Here is a 16,964-nt window from a genome sequence, read left to right as displayed (position 1 = left end):
GCGATCCCGGTTTTAGGATTGGGCGGATTAACCGAAGTGGAAAAACGCCAGCTTGTTGCCGTCTGGATCTTTTACATAAGCACCGTAAAACTGATCTGGAATACGCTGCCCAGGCATACCCTCGCAGGTAGCTCCCAGCTCAATGGCTTTCTTGTGAAAGGTATCAACCGCTTCTTTAGAGCCTGGCTGTAATGCCAGCATATTGCCGTTTCCGGGATGGTTCGGTGAGCCATCAAAGGGCGTGCAAACGGCCAGCATGGGGGCTTTCATACTTTCGCCGATAAAGGCGATGCGCCCCATATCCAGAAGCAGCTTTGCGCCCATATCACCGAGGAGCTCTGTGTAGAACTTCTTGGCTTTTTCCATATCGCTGACACCGATGGTAACGTATCCAATCATGCTCTATTCTCCAGCTTACGTGTGTTCGGCTAAGTAGTGCTTAACGACGGCACTGTTGGTTGATGCACACACCATCATACTGCCGTCTGAACCGTTAAGCATATCCTTTACGAATGAGGCGGTCGCGCAACGCTATCAATAAGGAGTCCTTCCATTGACTAACCGGCCCAAGTGGCTTCATCCGGGTTTCTTGTGCCTCTTTGGTATATTTCTGACTCTAAGTGGGTGTGCCCTGCCGCCCCTGACCGATCGATCTGAAAGCCGGTCGCTACCTGCTGAACAAACCTCAGATACCCGTTTGGGACGTGCAATTGCCCCTCTGAAACAGGCGCACCCGGGTGATAGCGGGATAGTGATGCTTCAAAACGCCTACGATGCCTTCGCCGCCCGGGCGTTGCTGGCTGAAGGCGCCGATGCAACGCTGGATGTGCAGTATTACATCTGGCAGCCCGATATCACCGGCACCATGCTGTTGGATGTGCTTTACCGGGCAGCCGAGAGGGGGGTGCGAGTTCGCCTCTTGCTGGATGACAATGGTATTTCCGGGCTTGATAGCACCCTGGCAGCGCTGGACACCCACCCGAACATAGAAGTGCGCCTGTTCAACCCGTTTGTGGTGCGCAACCCTAAGTGGGTTGGCTACCTAACCAGCTTCTCGCGCTTGAATCACCGCATGCACAACAAATCGTTCACTGCCGATAATCAGGCGGCGATTATAGGCGGGCGCAATATAGCGGATGAGTATTTTGGTGCCGGCACAGGAGCGCTGTTTTCTGATCTTGATGTGCTAGCCATTGGCCCAGTGGTGAGTGATCTTTCCAATGATTTTGATCGCTATTGGGCCAGCGCATCGGCCTTCCCTGCAGCGCTAATTTTGCCCGAAGCTGGCGAGGGTAGCCTCGCAGAGGTAGTGGCAACCGCCAGGGAGTGCAGCGAAAGCTCTGAGGCAAGCCAGTATGTGTGTGCGGTGGCCGACTCGCAATTTTTGAAAAACCTGTTGGATGGCAATCTGGGTTTTGTATGGTCGCCCGTCTCTATGGTGAGCGACGACCCAGCCAAAGTACTGGGGAAAAAACCAAAAAATGGATTAATGAGCCGGCAACTTGCCGAAGCTATGGGTAGGCCGGAGCGCTCTGTAACGCTGGTATCTCCTTACTTCATTCCCACTAAAGCCGGAGTGGAAATGTTCCAGGAACTGGAGCGCCAAGGTGTTCATGTACGTGTGCTCACCAACTCCCTGGAAGCCAACGACGTAGCCATGGTGCACGCCGGCTACGCCAAATACCGCAAGCCATTGCTAGAGGCCGGAGTGCAACTGTTTGAGTTGCGCAAAGTGGCCGGAGAAGAGCCTGTAGAGCGCAAACTACAAGACAACCTGATGGGTAGCTCCTCTTCCAGCCTTCATGCAAAAACCTTTGCAGTGGATGGCAAGCGATTGTTCGTAGGCTCGTTCAATTTCGACCCCCGCTCCGTGCATATCAACACCGAGCTAGGCTTCGTGATTGAAAGCCCGGAACTGACTCAGATGATGGAAAACCACTTCGAAGAGCAAGCCCGCGTAACCGCCTATGAGCTAGTACTGGACGATGATGGCGATTTACAGTGGATAGAGCGCAATGGCGAGGAAGTGACACTTCACAGCCGCGATCCGGGAACCGGATTGATTAAGCGGATGATGGTTTCGATGTTCTCGTTTTTGCCGATTGAGCATTTGTTGTAGGGATGGTTTCTGCTCGAAGTTGAGGCTGGGTGGTTATGGCGTGAAGGTCTTCATAACTTAATTAATCGATCAAACAAATAAACTCACCCACTACGCGATACCGCAGAGCATCATCTTCGTTCAACTCTAGTGTTTGAAAGCTTTCATCGTGGGAGTTTGGTTTGAGCTGAATGCGGGTGTGGTGCCAGCCGTATTCGTCTTCATTTTTGAAGCTTTCATACACTTTTACGGTGTATCGTGAACCTGAGTCAGCATCAATACTGTCAGTGGACTCCACCAGGACTGTCTTTCCGTTTCGGCTACCACCGCTATCTGAACGAAACAGACAAAGAGCCCCATTGGGGATAACCCGATTCATGGACTCACCAATAACCTGACAGGCAAACATTCCTTCACGTACTCGAACCCCTTCAGGGACAGCAACCCAGTCCTTGTGGTCAGCGCTCTGGGTGTCACTGAAATCACCAGCGGCAACTTGGAGATCGAATAAGGGCACTGCATTCACATAAGGCTTCAGCTCAACAATGTTTGGGGCTTTCGGGTTATCTAATTGGGAAGCATAAAGGGGTATGTGCTGTTTGAGGTACTCACGAAGGTTTTCGTCGCACGCATATACAAAGGTGCCCCGGATTCCTCGCAACATAATAGTTCTGTAGATATTGATGATGTATTGCTTCAGCTCCATCGGGTCTTTTATGCCCTGCCCGCCCGTCCGGTCACGATAGTTGGCCTTATCGATGACGATGGACTGAGTTTCCTTGTCAAAACGGATCTCTTCCCCGAATATGATCCCTGCGTAATTGAGGTCATAGCCCTGAGTGGTATGAATGCACCCGACCTCGTTATGTGCACCCTCCTTGTTGATCCAATCGGTATTGGTGCTGTTCCACCGTAGCTGAACGTCGCCAACAACTATGTCATAGGCTGCGCTGTCTTTCTTTGAAATCCATGGCCAGGAATAACCGGCAATCAACCGGGACAGGCCGACATGTGTTTCTTTCGCCTTGATGACATTAACCATATCGCTGAGAGATTCGAAGACGTTGAACTCGTAGTTTTTGGCTTTGAATACTTTTCCTTCTTCAGCGCGGCCATTGAGCAAGTTATCAACAAACTCGACATAGGGTTGCCCGGCTTTTACGCGGAATTGAGACAGTAATGCATGTGTCACCGAATCTTCAGCAGCTTTAAGGCGCAGGAAGACATCAGTGTCGGCATCTGAAGGTTTAATGGACTGCCCTTGGTCATAGAAGAAAATGGCCTTATCGGATTGCTGACGCACCCAGTCAACTTCGCTGCAGGTGTGTTTGTCCAAGCCCAGCGTGGCACAAGTTTTGTCAAAGCCACCGAAGTAAGCACCAAGATTTTTACGTTTGCGCAGGCGGTGAGATTCGTCAACCAGCACAATATCGTAGTGCTCTTTTGCCAGCTCGGACGGGCTAATCACCATGCTGGGGCTGAGACCAGATACATGTTTGAAGGCTTTCTTTAATGTGGTTCGAAAAGAAGTCATTGGAACCACCAGGGCCATTTTTGGCTTGGGTTTGGCAATCTTCAGTTTGGTAAGCAGAGACTGAATCTCCACTTCGTCTTCGGAGAAATCCCGAAGGTCGATCTGATGATTCTCTGAAAGGAGAAGCTTGAACAGGAAGATTGCCAAAATGGACTTTCCTGTACCCGCACCACCTTCGACCACGATGTTTTTAACCCCGGGGTTCAGCAGTTCATGCATGATGGTCAGCAGACCCTGGCGCTGGTCGAAGGACAGGGATTTATAGGGGGAGTATTTGAATACATCGGAATTATCGAGGTGTTCGAGGGTGCGGGAAGCCACTCCCTTCGCAATCAACCGGTTCCAGACTTCACGAAAAACCTCGTTATAGAGCGCATCCCGCTGGTAATAGTTGTGATCGGCAAGCCCGAGATTACCGTTCAGCAGAGAGTATTTACCATCTGCTGCCATGTACTTAATCAGTAATGACTCAACGTCTAGCGTAGCTGACTTGTTGAAGTATTCGCTGGTGATCAGGTGAACAGCCGTCAGCAGTTGTTTTTCGTTGTGCTTGAGATGGGTGCTCATTCGGGTGAGCGTGTCTGTGGTTTCGCCGATGTAAGCGCGCCTATGTTTGTCATCACTGAGGACATACACCAAAGGCCAGCTACCTGCAGCAAAAGCGTTGTCCCGCAATTCACTGAGAGCTTCCTGGCTGAAGGGGTAGCGTTGCACCTCTACCATTGGCGATTGACTCATAGCTCGGTGTATTTCTTCGCTGTTCCCTTAGCTTTACTAACGGGGTATTTCTGCTCATTTTTGGCGATTTTATCCAAGACGATTTGCTCGAGGTTAAGCTCGTAGCTGTCCGCCAGCAGCAGGGCGTAGGCGACAACGTCTGCTAATTCTTCTTTTACTTTGTCAATATCAGCCTGTTCTGGTGATTTCCAGAGGAAAAGCTCTAACAGCTCTGAAGCTTCTATACTCAGGGCCAGCGACAGGTCTTTGGGGTTATGGAACTGTTTCCAATCTCTGTCATCTCGGAATTTCCGCAGCCGTGCGAGAGCTTCCTTCATCGCTATCCCCTTTATCTGGTACAAAAAACGCCAACTTGTTCAACATGAAGTGACTCACAGGCTGAGGCCACGACTGTATTTCGCTAGAACATTAGCAGACTTATCAACGATGCAAAAATACCGGTGGGTTGAGTGACAGCTCTTTACCTATATAGGCACTGTAAGTCAGTGGTAAGGCAGCAACGTGTTGTTGTCGCTCGTCATCAGGTGCAACAGACGTGGATTAAGGAATAGCTTTTCATTTCCAACACTTTTTTCTTGAAGAACGCCTATCTCAACCAGTTGTTTCAGGTAGATAGAAGCTGTTTGTCGCTTGGCGATGTCTTTATCAACCAAGTCACTGATGCGGCAATACGGCTGTTCGAATATTGTCTGAATCAGTTCGTGGCTGTAAGTCTTGGGTAGTGTTTTCCTGACATGGTTTTCTGTTTGAGCAATTAGCTCTCGCATGGCAGCGATTTTGGCACAAGTCCAGATCGATACTTGCTCAACACCGTTTAGCATAAAGATAATCCACTCCTGCCACTCTCCAGTCCGGGTTACCTGAGTTAGTAACCGGTAGTAATCGTTTTTGTGATGAACGATGTACCGACTCAAGTAAAGTATTGGAAGCGTGAGAAGCTCCTGCTCGATCAGATACAGCACATTGATGATGCGACCAGTTCGCCCATTGCCATCGTGGAAAGGATGAATCGCTTCGAACTGATAATGGCTAACTGCCATTTTTATCAAAGGATCTGTGCCATCGTTCAAATGCAGGTAATTCTCCCAATTAGTGAGGTGGTTACGAATGACCTCCTCACCACTTGGTGGCGTGTACACAGTTTCCCCGGTTACTTGGTTGCCTATGATGGTGCCGGGTATTTTTCGGACATTCATATCCACACCCTTCAGGGTTTCACAGATCTCCACAGTAGTGCTTGCGCACAAGGGCTTGTTTTGAAGCTGAAGAAAACCTTGATACAGCGCGGTACGGTAACGAAGGGCTTCTTTGGTAGCGGGATCTGCGCCGTGATCTTCTTTTGAGTACCGGAACAATTTGTCGGTAGTAGTAACAATGTTCTCGATTTCAGAACTATCTTTGGCTTCCAGCAGCGGCAGTAGATTGATAAGAAGTGATTGATTCGGAATTAACTTGCCTGCCTGCTTTAGCTCAGCGAGGGCAGCTCGAGCGGGAATACAAGCCTTGAGAATGTCGATAGTGTCAGTCACTTCTTTAGCGGGAGGAAGTGGTGGTAATTCGTTGTAAGGCTGGTCCGGTAGCCACTTCATGTTCAAATTCCTTCGAAATATCGACATAGGTGGGGGTGTTAAGCAGTCTATGTTTATGGCGTCGACATAGCAAACATCTATGATGATTAAGTCCAGGAAAATCGACATGGCGAGGGGGCAGAGTTATAAGCTTGATGAGCTCGAACTCGAGATATCGGTAGAGGAGCAGTCAGGTAAAAATGATAAGAAAAAACGGGGAAAATGGTCGGCGTGGCAGGATTCGAACCTGCGACCCCTTCGTCCCGAACGAAGTGCGCTACCAAGCTGCGCCACACGCCGACTAACCGCCGGTATTATACGGATTCAATTGGCTAATTCTAGCCCCGAGCCTGATAACAGGGCATCCGCAAATGCACTGAGATCGTCGTATATCGCAACGCTTGCCCCGGGAATTGCGTGGGCTTTCAGGCTGCGTTTTGTGTCTTTTCCATTGCCGGTTCGCACCAGGACAGGCTGGCAGTTTTCGGCAACGCCAGCTTCGAGATCCTTGCGGCTGTCCCCTACCATAATGGCGCCCTCCAGGGTGTCCAACTGCAGGTGATCACGGATCTGTTCCAGTAAGCCGGTGAGTGGCTTGCGGCAAGTGCAATCATCATCAGGATGGTGCGGGCAGTAGGCAATGAACTCGATTTGGCCGCCTTCAGCTGCCAGTAACCGCGTCATCTTTTCGTGCATGCCATCCAGAATATCGGTGCCGTAGAAGCCCCGGGCTATGCCGGATTGGTTGGTGGCTATGGCGATGCGATGGCCGGCTTTGCAAAGCCGTGCCATCGCCTCAATACTGCCGGGAATCGGGTGCCAGTCATCTACTGTGCAAATGTAGCTGCCATCGTATTCGTTGATGACCCCGTCCCGGTCGAGTATGACTAGCATGGGGGTCAGCCAGCAGCTGGGAGCAGTGAGATATCGGCAACCCGTAAAAACAGGTTGTGCAGGCGGTTCAGCAGCGCCAGGCGGTTGTCCCGTACAGCTTCGTCGTCTGCCATTACCATCACTTCGCTGAAGAAATCGTCCACCGGATCATGCAAGCTTGCCAGGGATTGTAGCGCACTGGCGTAGTCGCCCTGCTCAAACAGTGGCAGTACCTTCTCGGCCTGCTGGTTTAACTGCTCTGCCAGGGTTTTCTCGGCGGCATCTTGCAGCAGACTGTCGTTGACGGTTTCACCAACGCATTCGCCACCCTGTTTGGACAGAATGTTGGAAACCCGCTTGTTTGCACCGGCAAGTGCCTGGGCTTCCGGCAACTGGCGGAAAGCTTCCACGGCCTTTACCCGACGGTCGAAGTCCAGCGGGCGAGTCGGGCGGCGAGCATGAACGGCGAGGAATACTTCGGCGCTAATGCCACGCTCTTCGTAGTAGGCGCGGAACCGGTCCAGCATGTAATCAACAACGCTGGCGGCGGTGTTTTCTTCGGTCAACCCGGTGAAGTTCTCTTCTGCCCATTCACAACAAGTCTGCAGATCCAGGGGCAGTTCCCGTTCAATGATGATGCGCAGCACCCCCAAAGAGGCGCGGCGCAGAGCGAATGGGTCGCGGGTACCGGAAGGCGGTTGGCCAATACCGAACAGCCCAACCAATGAATCCAGGCGATCAGCTATCGCAAGTGCGCAACTGGTGAGCGTGGTGGGCAGGCTATCCTTGGCGAAGCGTGGCATGTACTGCTCGTTCATCGCTTTTGCCACATCGGCCGGCTCGCCGTCGTCAGCTGCGTAGTACTGGCCCATGATGCCCTGCAGATCGCTGAACTCCAGTACCATCTCGGTCACCAGATCAGTCTTCGCGAGCATGGCGGCGCGCTCAACCAAGGCTGGGTCACTGCCAATCGCTGCAGCGATTTTGCTTGCCAGTGCCGCTACCCGAACGGACTTGTCGTAGATGCTGCCAAGCTTTTCCTGGAACACGATTGGTTTAAGCCGTTCCACTCGGTCTTCCAGGCGGATCTTCCGGTCGTTTTCGTAGAAGAAAGCGGCATCGGCGAGGCGCGGACGAATCACCTTTTCATTACCTGAGACAACTTGCGAGGGATCTTTGCTCTCAATGTTGGCCACGGTAATAAACAGAGGCAGCATGTGGCCGTTGGCGTCTACCACGTGGAAGTACTTCTGATGCTCTTCCATGGATGAAATCAGAGCTTCCGCCGGCACTTCCAGGAAGCGCTTGTCGAATCGGCCCATGAGTGGCACTGGCCATTCGTTCAAGCCGGTGACTTCATCCAGCAGGTCTTCATTGATCACCACTTTGCCACCCGCCTCGGCTTCGGCAAGGGCGCTGACGCCAGCCCGGATCATTTCACGGCGCTTGGCGAAATCGGCGATTACATAGCCTTCCTGTTCAAGGACGACTTCGTAATCTGCCGGCGTTGGAATAATCAATGCTTTCGGGCAATGGAAGCGGTGGCCCAAAGTTTTGTTGCCGGGCGCCAGTTCCATGATGGGTGTATCAATAATCTTGTTGCCGTACAGCATAACCAGCCAATGAACCGGCCGCACAAATTCGGTGCGGTGAGCGCCCCAGCGCATACGCTTGGGAATTGGCAGGGATGACAGCGACTGTTCAACCAGCCCGGACATCAAATCTACAGTGGGTTTGCCCTTCTCTACTGTGCGATAAACCAGCCAGGCACCCTTGTCGGTCTCCAGAGTATCCAGCTGGTCAGGAGTCACACCCAAAGAGGTTGCGAAGCCGGTGAGTGCGCGCGTCGGGTTACCGGAATCATCGAAGGCAGCTTTAACTGCCGGGCCGCGCTTTTCAACGGGCTTGTCTGGCTGGGCATCGGCCAAATCGCGAATGCGTACAGCCATCCGGCGCGGTGTCGCAAAGGCTTCTACTTTGCCGAATTCGATGCCAGCAGCTTCCAGGCCCTGGGTGATACCCTGAGTGAACGCATCAGACAGTGGCTTGAGCGATTTTGAGGGCAGTTCTTCAACGCCCAGTTCTACCAGAAAATCCTGCTTTGCCATGATTATGCCTTTCCCTCTGCCTGTTGTGCCTGCTTCGCTTTTTTACCTTTCTTGCCGTTGGCCTTGTTGTCGGCGGCCTCGGCGATGGCCAGAACTTCCTGGCGCAAAGCATCCGGCGCCAGCGGGAAGCCGAGCTTGCGACGGCTGTCGAAGTACGCCTGGGCCACAGCGCGGGCCAGAGTGCGCACACGCAGGATGAAGCGCTGACGCTCGGTGACCGAGATAGCGTGGCGGGCATCCAGCAGGTTGAATGTATGAGAGGCCTTCAAAACCTGCTCGTATGCAGGCAGCGCGAGGCCGGCTTCAATCAGCCGTGCACTTTCGCGCTCGTGTACATCAAAGCTCTGGAACAGGAACTCAACGTCTGCGTGTTCAAAGTTGTAAGTGGACATTTCCACTTCCTGTTGATGGAACACGTCGCCGTAGGTGACCACACCATCCGGGCCTTCTGTCCACACCAGGTCGTAAACACTGTCTACGCCCTGCAGGTACATAGCGATGCGCTCAAGACCGTAAGTGAGCTCGCCGGTAACCGGGTAGCATTCAATGCCGCCCACCTGCTGGAAGTAAGTAAACTGGGTGACTTCCATACCGTTCAACCAGATTTCCCAGCCCAGGCCCCAGGCGCCCAAGGTTGGCGATTCCCAGTTGTCTTCCACAAAGCGGATATCATGCACCAGCGGGTCAAGCCCAAGGGCTTTCATGGAATCCAGGTAGAGTTCCTGAATGTTGTCTGGAGAAGGCTTGAGCACCACCTGAAACTGGTAATAATGCTGCAGACGGTTGGGGTTCTCACCGTAACGGCCGTCTGTGGGGCGTCGGCTTGGCTGCACATACGCCGCATTCCAGGTTTCCGGCCCTATGGCCCGCAAGAAGGTAGCCGGGTGAAAGGTACCTGCGCCGACTTCCATATCCAGGGGCTGAAGTACCACGCAGCCGTGCTGCGCCCAGAAGTTCTGCAGTGCCAAAATCAAGCCCTGAAACGTCTTGATGTCTGGAGTGGTGCTGATCGCTGCTTTGTTTTTCGCCTGCTCTGTCACAACGTTTGCCTGCTGATTCGGTCTGTGTGTGGCCCGCTCACAAACAGGGCCATTCGGAAAAAGGCGCATTATACGCGCGCCAAAGCGGTATTTCTAAGTTGTCTTCATGCTGTTGATTTTGAACTAGAAGAAGGTCAGCCCTACGGCAAAGAGCTTCTCAACTTCCCTTACCCGGGATTTATCCACCAGGAACAGTATTACGTGATCATCCGGTTGCACTCGTAGATGGTCGTGGGCGATCAGCACTTCGTTGTGCCGCACAATTGCCCCAATGGTCGCACCCTTGGGCAAATCAATTTCATCCAGACGCTTGCCAACCACTTTGGAGGATCTGTGATCTCCGTGGGCAATGGCTTCGATCGCCTCGGCAGCGCCTCTGCGCAGCGAGTGAACGTTTACAACATCGCCACGGCGTACATGGGTAAGCAAGCTGCCGATGGTGGTCTGTTGGGGGGAGATCGCCACATCAATCTCGCCCCCCTGGATCAGATCCACATAGTCGGGATTGTTGATCAGGGTGAATACTTTGCGGGCGCCCAGGCGCTTGGCCAGCAAAGAGGCCATGATATTGGCTTCATCGTCATTGGTGACTGCGATGAACACATCGGTGTTTTCGATGTTCTCTTCCAACAGAATGTCTTTGTCTGCCGCGTTACCCTCGAGAACCACCGTTTTGCGCAAGCCTTCGGAAAGCAGCACGCAGCGATCATGATCTCGCTCAAGCAGCTTTACCTGATAGCGATCTTCCAGGGTATAGGCCAGGCGCTGGCCGATGTTGCCACCGCCGCAAATAAAAATCCGTTTATAGGTCTTTACCAGCGGTTGCAGCTCGCTCATCACCGAACGAATGTGATCGGCGCCGGCGATAAAAAACACCTCATCGCCATCTTCAAGCACGGTGTCGCCCTTGGGCATAATCGCCCGGTCCTTGCGGAAAATGGCGGCAACCCGGGTCTCGATTTTCGGCATGTGAGTGCGCAGGTAAGACAGCTCGCGACCCACCAGCGGCCCGCCTTCAGTGGCGCGGATGGCGACCAGTCGAACCAGCCCTTTGGAGAATTCCAGTACCTGCAGGGCGCCGGGGTACTCAACCAAGCGAGTAATGTGCCGGGTAACAAGATGCTCCGGGCTGATCATTACGTCGATTGGGAACCCGGTTTCTCTTCCGAACAGTTTTTTGTTTGAAAGGTATGCGCTGGCCCTTACCCGGCTGATCAGTTTGGGTGTGCTGTACAGGATGGAGGCTATCTGACAGGCGACCATGTTGGTCTCGTCGCTGTTGGTCACAGCAATCAGCATGTCGGCATCTTCCGCGTTGGCCTGGCTCAGAACCGAGGGGTAAGACGCCATGCCCTGTACGGTACGAATATCAAGGCGATCCTGCAGCTCTCGAAGCCGTACAGCGTCTGTGTCGATCACGGTTATATCGTTGGCTTCGCTGGCCAGGTTCTCTGCCAGCGTACCGCCTACTTGCCCGGCACCGAGGATCAGGATCTTCATGATTCAGGTTTCTCCAGCACGGCATAGAAGAAGCCGTCATGGCTGATTGGATCGGGGAGAAGCTGTCGCCCTGCGCCCATATCGGACCCCCACTGAACCTCTGGCTCAATAAGAACGGCACTGCTCTGCTGTTTAATAAACCTCTGGATTATACGGTGATTTTCCTGGGGGAACACAGAACAGGTGGCATAGACCAATCTCCCCCCTGGTTTCAGTATCGTCCACATGGCTTCCAGAAGCCCTAGCTGAATGCCCGCCAGGGGCACAATGTCGGTTTCACGGCGCAGCAGCTTGATGTCCGGATGGCGGCGGATAACACCGCTGGCACTGCAGGGTACGTCGAGCAGAATGCGGTCAAAAGCTTGGCCATCCCACCACTGCTCAATATCTGCGGCATCAGCTTCTATCAGACTGGCGTACAGATCCAGCCGGTCCAGATTTTCCTGAACCCTGGGCAACCGCGCTGCGGATTCATCAATAGCGACCACTTCGGCAAGTTCCGCCTGGCTTTCGAGAATTGCGCAGGTTTTCCCGCCGGGAGCCGCACAGGCATCGAGAACCCTTTGCCCCGGTGCAAGATCCAGAAGTGTTGTGCACAACTGTGCGGCTTCGTCCTGAACACTAACGGCGCCATCGGCAAACCAGGGGAGTTGATCCACCTGCACCGGCCGGCCAAGCTGGATGCCGTGAGGTGCAAAGCGAGTGGCGCTGGCTTCAATGCCCGCTTCGTTCAGCAGAGCCAGGTACTCATCCCGGCTGAATCGCAGGGCGTTCACCCTGAGGGTCATAGGCGCCTGGGCGTTATTGGCTTCAAGGATGGCCTGCCAGTTATCGGGCCAGTTATGGCGCAGCTTTTCGACCATCCATACGGGATGGCTGAAGCGGCTGGTGTCATCCTGTGGTTCCGGGGCCCCTTCGCGTTCGGCGGCTCGCAAAATACCGTTCACCAGACCCGTAAGGTGAGGCTTGTCGAGGGCGCGGCAAGCTTCCACTGATTCATTCAGAACCGCGTAGGAAGCTTGCTGGCTGAAGCGGAGCTGGAAAAGAGCGACCAGAATCAGGTGGTGAACAACACGGTCTTGGCTTTTAATGGGCTTTTTAAGCCGGCTATTCAGCTCGCTGTCGAGGCGGTGAAACCAGCGGCAGGTGCCGTAGCACAGGGCTTGAAGCGCTGGGCGTTCGTTGAGAGCAACCCGTTGCAGTGCCGGTGGCAGGCACTGGGACAAAGATTCACCGCATTCCACCGCCAGAAGAACGTCCGCTGCAACGGCGCGCAGAGGTTGGTCGTAATCGCCCATGTCAGCGCAGCTCCTGTCCGGGCAAAAGCAGTTGTTTGCCCCCGTTTATCAGGTCATTCACACTCTGGGCGCGAGATCCTGGCAGCTGCAGGCGGGTCACGCGCAAGGTGCCGGTGCCACAGGCAATATCAATGCCCTCTCGCTCGCGGCTTATCACTGTGCCGGCCGGTTTGGCGCTTTGCTCTTCAATGGCAGTAGCTACGTGTATTCGCAGCCGTTGTTCTTCAAAATCCGTATAGGTGCCCGGCCAGGGGGTGAAGGCGCGAATCAGGCGTTCAATCGCCAGAGCACTCAGCGACCAGTCGATATGGCCTTCTTCCTTGGACAGCTTGTGGGCGTAACAGGCCAGTTCGTTATCCTGTGTCTCGCCTTGGAGTCTGCCCTTTTCCAGTAAATCCAAAGCCTCGATAATCGCTTGGCCACCCATCTCGGCAAGGCGGTCGTGAAGGCTGCCGCCAGTGTCCTCTTTCCCAATAGACGTTGCGGATTTGAGCAGCATATCGCCGGTATCCAGGCCTTTGTCCATCTGCATGATGGTAATGCCGGTTTCTGCATCGCCAGCGGCAATGGCCCGCTGTATCGGTGCCGCACCACGCCAGCGGGGCAAGAGAGAGGCGTGGATGTTGAGGCAGCCATGTGCTGGAATATCCAGCACGGCCTGGGGCAGAATCAGACCATAGGCTGCAACAATCATCACATCAGGCTTGAGGTTCGCCAGCTCTTGTTGTGCTTCCGGGGTTTTAAGGCTTTCTGGCTGAAACACGGGAATGCCATTATCCAGAGCAACCTGTTTGACCGGGCTGGGCTGCAGCTTGCGGCCGCGGCCGGCTGGGCGATCGGGCTGGGAATAAACGCCCACGAGGGTGTGGTGAGTGCTCAGCAGTGCCTTCAAAGCGGAAGCTGCAAAATCTGGGGTGCCAGCAAAAACGAGTCGCACTGTTTGGGTCTCTGTTTCGTTGAATACGAAAAGACCGGGCAGGGCCCGGTCCGATACTTTCTAAGCTTTCACACGGTTCTCACGCGGCCATCAGGCAGGTTTTACGCACTTTGCTTTTGAAGCTTTTCCAGCTTCTTGCGAATGCGGTTGCGCTTGAGGTTGCTCAGATAATCGACGAACAGCTTGCCGTTGAGGTGGTCCATCTCATGCTGAATGCAAACGGCCAGCAGGCCTCGAGCTTCGATTTCAAATGGCTTTCCGTCACGATCCAGCGCACGAATAATGCAATGCTCTATGCGGTCTACGTCTTCGTAGAAGCCGGGCACCGATAAGCAGCCTTCCTGCATGGCTTCGAGTTCGCCGTCCAGTACTTCAACCTCGGGGTTGATAAACACCATCGGTTCGCTTTTGTCCTCAGACAGATCCATCACAATGATCTGCTTGTGCACATTGACCTGTGTGGCTGCCAACCCAATGCCGGGCGCATCGTACATGGTCTCGAACATGTCGTCGATCAGCGTGCGGTCGGCGTCTGTCAGTTCATCAACCGGCTTGGCAATAGTGCGCAGTCGGGGATCGGGGTATTCAAGAATATCTAGTATCATAGTGCTCGTACTTTTGGCCTGTATGACGAATGTCAGTAATTACAACTGACATTACGAATGACTTACGGCTTTGGCTGACTTTTTAACGTTGTCTTTTGTAACTGTGTGAAAGCGATCTCTGAATTGCGACAGCGTAGAGCGCAAATTGTTCCCTTCACACTATAAGATGTGCAGCGCGTTGCCTGTGATGGGTTCATTATCCCCCATATTGTCGATTGAGTACAAACTGACCAGACAATCGCTGAAATCTTCCGTAAATGACATAGAATTTACTGGAGGAATAAAACATAACATCACAATTTGCGAGACTTCTTCTATAGTAAGTTGCATAACAACGTAATAAGCTGCAGAAAACTGGCTGCATCCTTACCAGAATGCATAGAATCAAGGCACGCGATCAAGGACTTAGACAATGAGGAAACTGCTGTACGCTCTGGCAGCCACTACGCTGCTATTAACCTCCTGGGCTCACGCCGCACCAGAACTGCGGTCTGATCATCCTGAGCGTTACACTGTTGTGAAGGGTGACACTCTCTGGGATATATCAGGGCGTTTTCTGAGCAACCCGTGGTACTGGCCGGAAATTTGGCACGTTAACCCACAGGTTGCCAACCCACACCTGATTTACCCGGGCGATCGGCTTGCCCTGGTTTATATCGACGGCAAACCCCGCGTCACGAAGGTAACGTCCAACAACGGCGTTGTGAAGCTGTCACCACAGGTGCGCTCTGAGCGGATTGATACACCAATCCCGGCTATTCCTCTGGATGCCATCAGCAGCTTCCTGACGGATACTCGGGTTGTCACTCCTGAGCAGATCAATGCGGCACCGTACATCCTCGAAGGCAAAGACGCCCGCATCGTGCTCGGCGCTGGTGACCGGGTTTATGCCCGGGGCAAGAAGCCAGCCGATAAAGTTGGCGTGTTCCGTCGTAGCCAGGAATTTGTTGATCCGGATACCGGCGAGTTCCTTGGGCTGGAAGCGCGCAGTATTGCCCGTGGTACTATCGCGGCGGAAGATGGCGAAGTTCTGACGCTGGATCTAACCCGCTCCAGCGAAGAAGTGCGCATCGGCGACCGCTTACTGGTTAATGAGGACCGTCGCCTGACCACCAGCTTTGTGCCCAGCTCTCCAGCTCAGGAGATTGAAGGCAAAATGATGTCAGTGGACGGCGGCGTTACCCAGATTGGCCAGTACAACGTGGTTACTATTAACCGCGGTGCTCGCGAAGGACTGGAAGCGGGCAATGTGATGGCTGTTCTAAAGACTGGCAATCTGGCCCGCGACCCGGTTACCAACGAGACCATTGAGCTGCCTTCAGAGCGCGCTGGTCTTCTGATGGTATTCCAGGTGTATGAAAAAATGAGTTACGGGTTAATTTTGCAGGCGACCCGTCCACTGTCAGTGGGCGACAAGGTTACCAACCCCTGATTCGATGATCGGTTAATCACAAGCCGGGCCAGGATGGCCCGGCTTTGTTGTTTTCAAGGACGATGCTGTGTTTTCCTCACCCTCTGCGCAATGGCTGTTTCTGACTTGCTTACCCAAGTTCGGGCGCACCCGCCGGCGAGCCATGCTCGCAACCATTCCCAACCTTACTGAACTGCTCACTAAAAACGCGGCAACCCTCCGGGCACTTGGGCTGCATGTTGAAACTGTCACGGCAATTCTGGCATGGCAACAACATGATGTGACCGACGCCAGTGTAAGCTCCGTCCAGCAAATTTTGCGGGCTTGTGAGCGACACGCCATCGGTATTTTGTGCTGGCAGAGCCCGGATTATCCGGAAGCCCTTCGGCACATCCACGATGCACCTCTGGTGCTATACACTCGAGGCGATGCCAGCCTGCTGATCCGCGAACAGACCGGCATTATTGGCAGCCGTAACGCCACGCCAGCAGGGTTGGATCACGCACGTCGTTTTGCCGCAGAGCTGAGCGAACGGGGTTTACTGGTAACCAGCGGCTTGGCGCTGGGAGTGGATGGCGCCGCCCATGCAGGGGCATTGGATGCCGGGCACGCAACTATTGCTGTCATCGGCTGTGGCCTTGACCGCATATACCCTAACCAGCATCGCCGACTTGGGGAGCGGGTTATTGCGAACGGCCTTCTGGTTTCTGAATACCCGCCAGGTACTCCGGCAAGAGCTGCGCATTTCCCCCAGCGCAATCGTATTATCAGTGGCCTCAGTCGCGGTATTCTGGTGGTGGAGGCGGGGCTGAAAAGCGGCTCCCTGATTACCGCCCGCCTGGCGTTGGAGCAGGGACGTGAAGTGTTTGCAATTCCGGGTTCAATCCACAGCCCGGTCGCGCGAGGTTGCCATTATCTGATCAAGCAGGGCGCACGGCTGGTAGATCAGGTAGACGATATTCTGGAAGAGCTGGGTGCCTCGTGGACGCAACTACCCGTGCAGCCTTCGCAAGCGCCAGCTGCCAACCCGGTTGCAACTCTGGACAGCAGGGAAATCGCGGTGTTTGAGGCATTAGGGTATGATCCACAATCTACTGATGCACTGTGCTTGGCAACCGGTCTTCCGGCCGACCAGCTTGTCCAGTCTCTTCTGCTTCTCGAGCTTGAAGGGTTGGTGAGTTCTGCCCCCGGAGGTTTCCAGAAAATCGCCTGAGCCCAGTGTGATGATTCATCGCATATTGGTCTGACAACATC

14 protein-coding genes and 1 tRNA gene are annotated in these 16,964 nt (G+C 53.8%); 3 read left to right on the top strand and 12 right to left on the bottom strand.

Annotation, left to right across the window (positions count from 1 at the left end; all coding sequences use genetic code 11):
- Positions 1-27: 27 nt before the first annotated feature.
- Positions 28-399 carry a VOC family protein gene (locus AADB16_RS02475; RefSeq protein ID WP_410801154.1) on the bottom strand — a complete coding sequence of 124 codons (372 nt, stop codon included), beginning with the start codon at positions 397-399 and terminating at the stop codon, positions 28-30.
- A 190-nt stretch (positions 400-589) separates the two neighbouring features.
- On the opposite strand from AADB16_RS02475, the gene AADB16_RS02470 reads away from it, so the two are divergent.
- Positions 590-2,119: a phospholipase D family protein gene (locus AADB16_RS02470; protein WP_410803564.1), complete on the top strand. Its 1,530-nt coding sequence runs from the start codon at positions 590-592 to the stop codon at positions 2,117-2,119.
- Between the two features lie 61 nt (positions 2,120-2,180).
- Here AADB16_RS02470 and AADB16_RS02465 read toward each other — a convergent pair whose 3' ends face one another.
- The 11 genes from AADB16_RS02465 to def form a co-directional block, all read right to left on the bottom strand.
- A complete protein-coding gene (locus AADB16_RS02465) occupies positions 2,181-4,370 on the bottom strand; it encodes a DNA/RNA helicase domain-containing protein (RefSeq protein ID WP_410801152.1) in 2,190 nt (729 codons plus the stop codon).
- Positions 4,367-4,687, bottom strand: a complete 321-nt coding sequence (locus AADB16_RS02460) for a nucleotide pyrophosphohydrolase (protein ID WP_410801150.1) — start codon at positions 4,685-4,687, stop codon at positions 4,367-4,369. The genes AADB16_RS02465 and AADB16_RS02460 overlap by 4 nt, the downstream gene beginning before the upstream one ends.
- 165 nt (positions 4,688-4,852) lie before the next feature.
- Complete coding sequence (gene fic, locus AADB16_RS02455; RefSeq protein WP_410801148.1) at positions 4,853-5,959, bottom strand: protein adenylyltransferase Fic; 1,107 nt, start codon at positions 5,957-5,959, stop codon at positions 4,853-4,855.
- Between the two features lie 202 nt (positions 5,960-6,161).
- Positions 6,162-6,238, bottom strand: a tRNA-Pro gene (locus AADB16_RS02450).
- A 24-nt stretch (positions 6,239-6,262) separates the two neighbouring features.
- Complete coding sequence (gene gmhB, locus AADB16_RS02445; RefSeq protein ID WP_298451433.1) at positions 6,263-6,832, bottom strand: D-glycero-beta-D-manno-heptose 1,7-bisphosphate 7-phosphatase; 570 nt, start codon at positions 6,830-6,832, stop codon at positions 6,263-6,265.
- 5 nt (positions 6,833-6,837) lie between these two features.
- A complete protein-coding gene (glyS, locus tag AADB16_RS02440; protein WP_410801146.1) occupies positions 6,838-8,919 on the bottom strand; it encodes a glycine--tRNA ligase subunit beta in 2,082 nt (693 codons plus the stop codon).
- A gap of 2 nt (positions 8,920-8,921) precedes the next feature.
- Positions 8,922-9,929 carry a glycine--tRNA ligase subunit alpha gene (gene glyQ / locus AADB16_RS02435; protein ID WP_410803562.1) on the bottom strand — a complete coding sequence of 336 codons (1,008 nt, stop codon included), beginning with the start codon at positions 9,927-9,929 and terminating at the stop codon, positions 8,922-8,924.
- A 153-nt stretch (positions 9,930-10,082) separates the two neighbouring features.
- Positions 10,083-11,459 (bottom strand): Trk system potassium transporter TrkA, encoded by a 1,377-nt coding sequence (trkA, locus tag AADB16_RS02430; RefSeq protein WP_309044149.1) that lies wholly within the window; start codon positions 11,457-11,459, stop codon positions 10,083-10,085.
- On the bottom strand, positions 11,456-12,757 hold the full coding sequence (rsmB, locus tag AADB16_RS02425; protein WP_410801144.1) for a 16S rRNA (cytosine(967)-C(5))-methyltransferase RsmB: 1,302 nt from the start codon (positions 12,755-12,757) through the stop codon (positions 11,456-11,458). The genes trkA and rsmB overlap by 4 nt, the downstream gene beginning before the upstream one ends.
- A 1-nt stretch (position 12,758) precedes the next feature.
- The gene (fmt, locus tag AADB16_RS02420) at positions 12,759-13,694 is read right to left on the bottom strand and encodes a methionyl-tRNA formyltransferase (protein WP_410801142.1); all 936 of its coding nucleotides are present in this window, start codon (positions 13,692-13,694) and stop codon (positions 12,759-12,761) included.
- Between the two features lie 101 nt (positions 13,695-13,795).
- Positions 13,796-14,299 (bottom strand): peptide deformylase, encoded by a 504-nt coding sequence (gene def / locus AADB16_RS02415; protein ID WP_298451418.1) that lies wholly within the window; start codon positions 14,297-14,299, stop codon positions 13,796-13,798.
- 412 nt (positions 14,300-14,711) lie between these two features.
- On the opposite strand from def, the gene AADB16_RS02410 reads away from it, so the two are divergent.
- Both AADB16_RS02410 and dprA read left to right on the top strand, forming a co-directional pair.
- On the top strand, positions 14,712-15,731 hold the full coding sequence (locus tag AADB16_RS02410) for a LysM peptidoglycan-binding domain-containing protein (protein WP_309044145.1): 1,020 nt from the start codon (positions 14,712-14,714) through the stop codon (positions 15,729-15,731).
- Between the two features lie 67 nt (positions 15,732-15,798).
- On the top strand, positions 15,799-16,923 hold the full coding sequence (gene dprA, locus AADB16_RS02405; protein ID WP_410801140.1) for a DNA-processing protein DprA: 1,125 nt from the start codon (positions 15,799-15,801) through the stop codon (positions 16,921-16,923).
- Positions 16,924-16,964 lie beyond the last annotated feature (41 nt).

It is taken from the genome of Marinobacter sp. KMM 10035, assembly GCF_046537445.1.
GTDB classification, from domain to species: domain Bacteria; phylum Pseudomonadota; class Gammaproteobacteria; order Pseudomonadales; family Oleiphilaceae; genus Marinobacter; species Marinobacter sediminicola.
The sequence above is the reverse complement of the archived record's forward strand: the minus strand, read 5'-3'. Positions and strand labels throughout refer to the sequence as shown.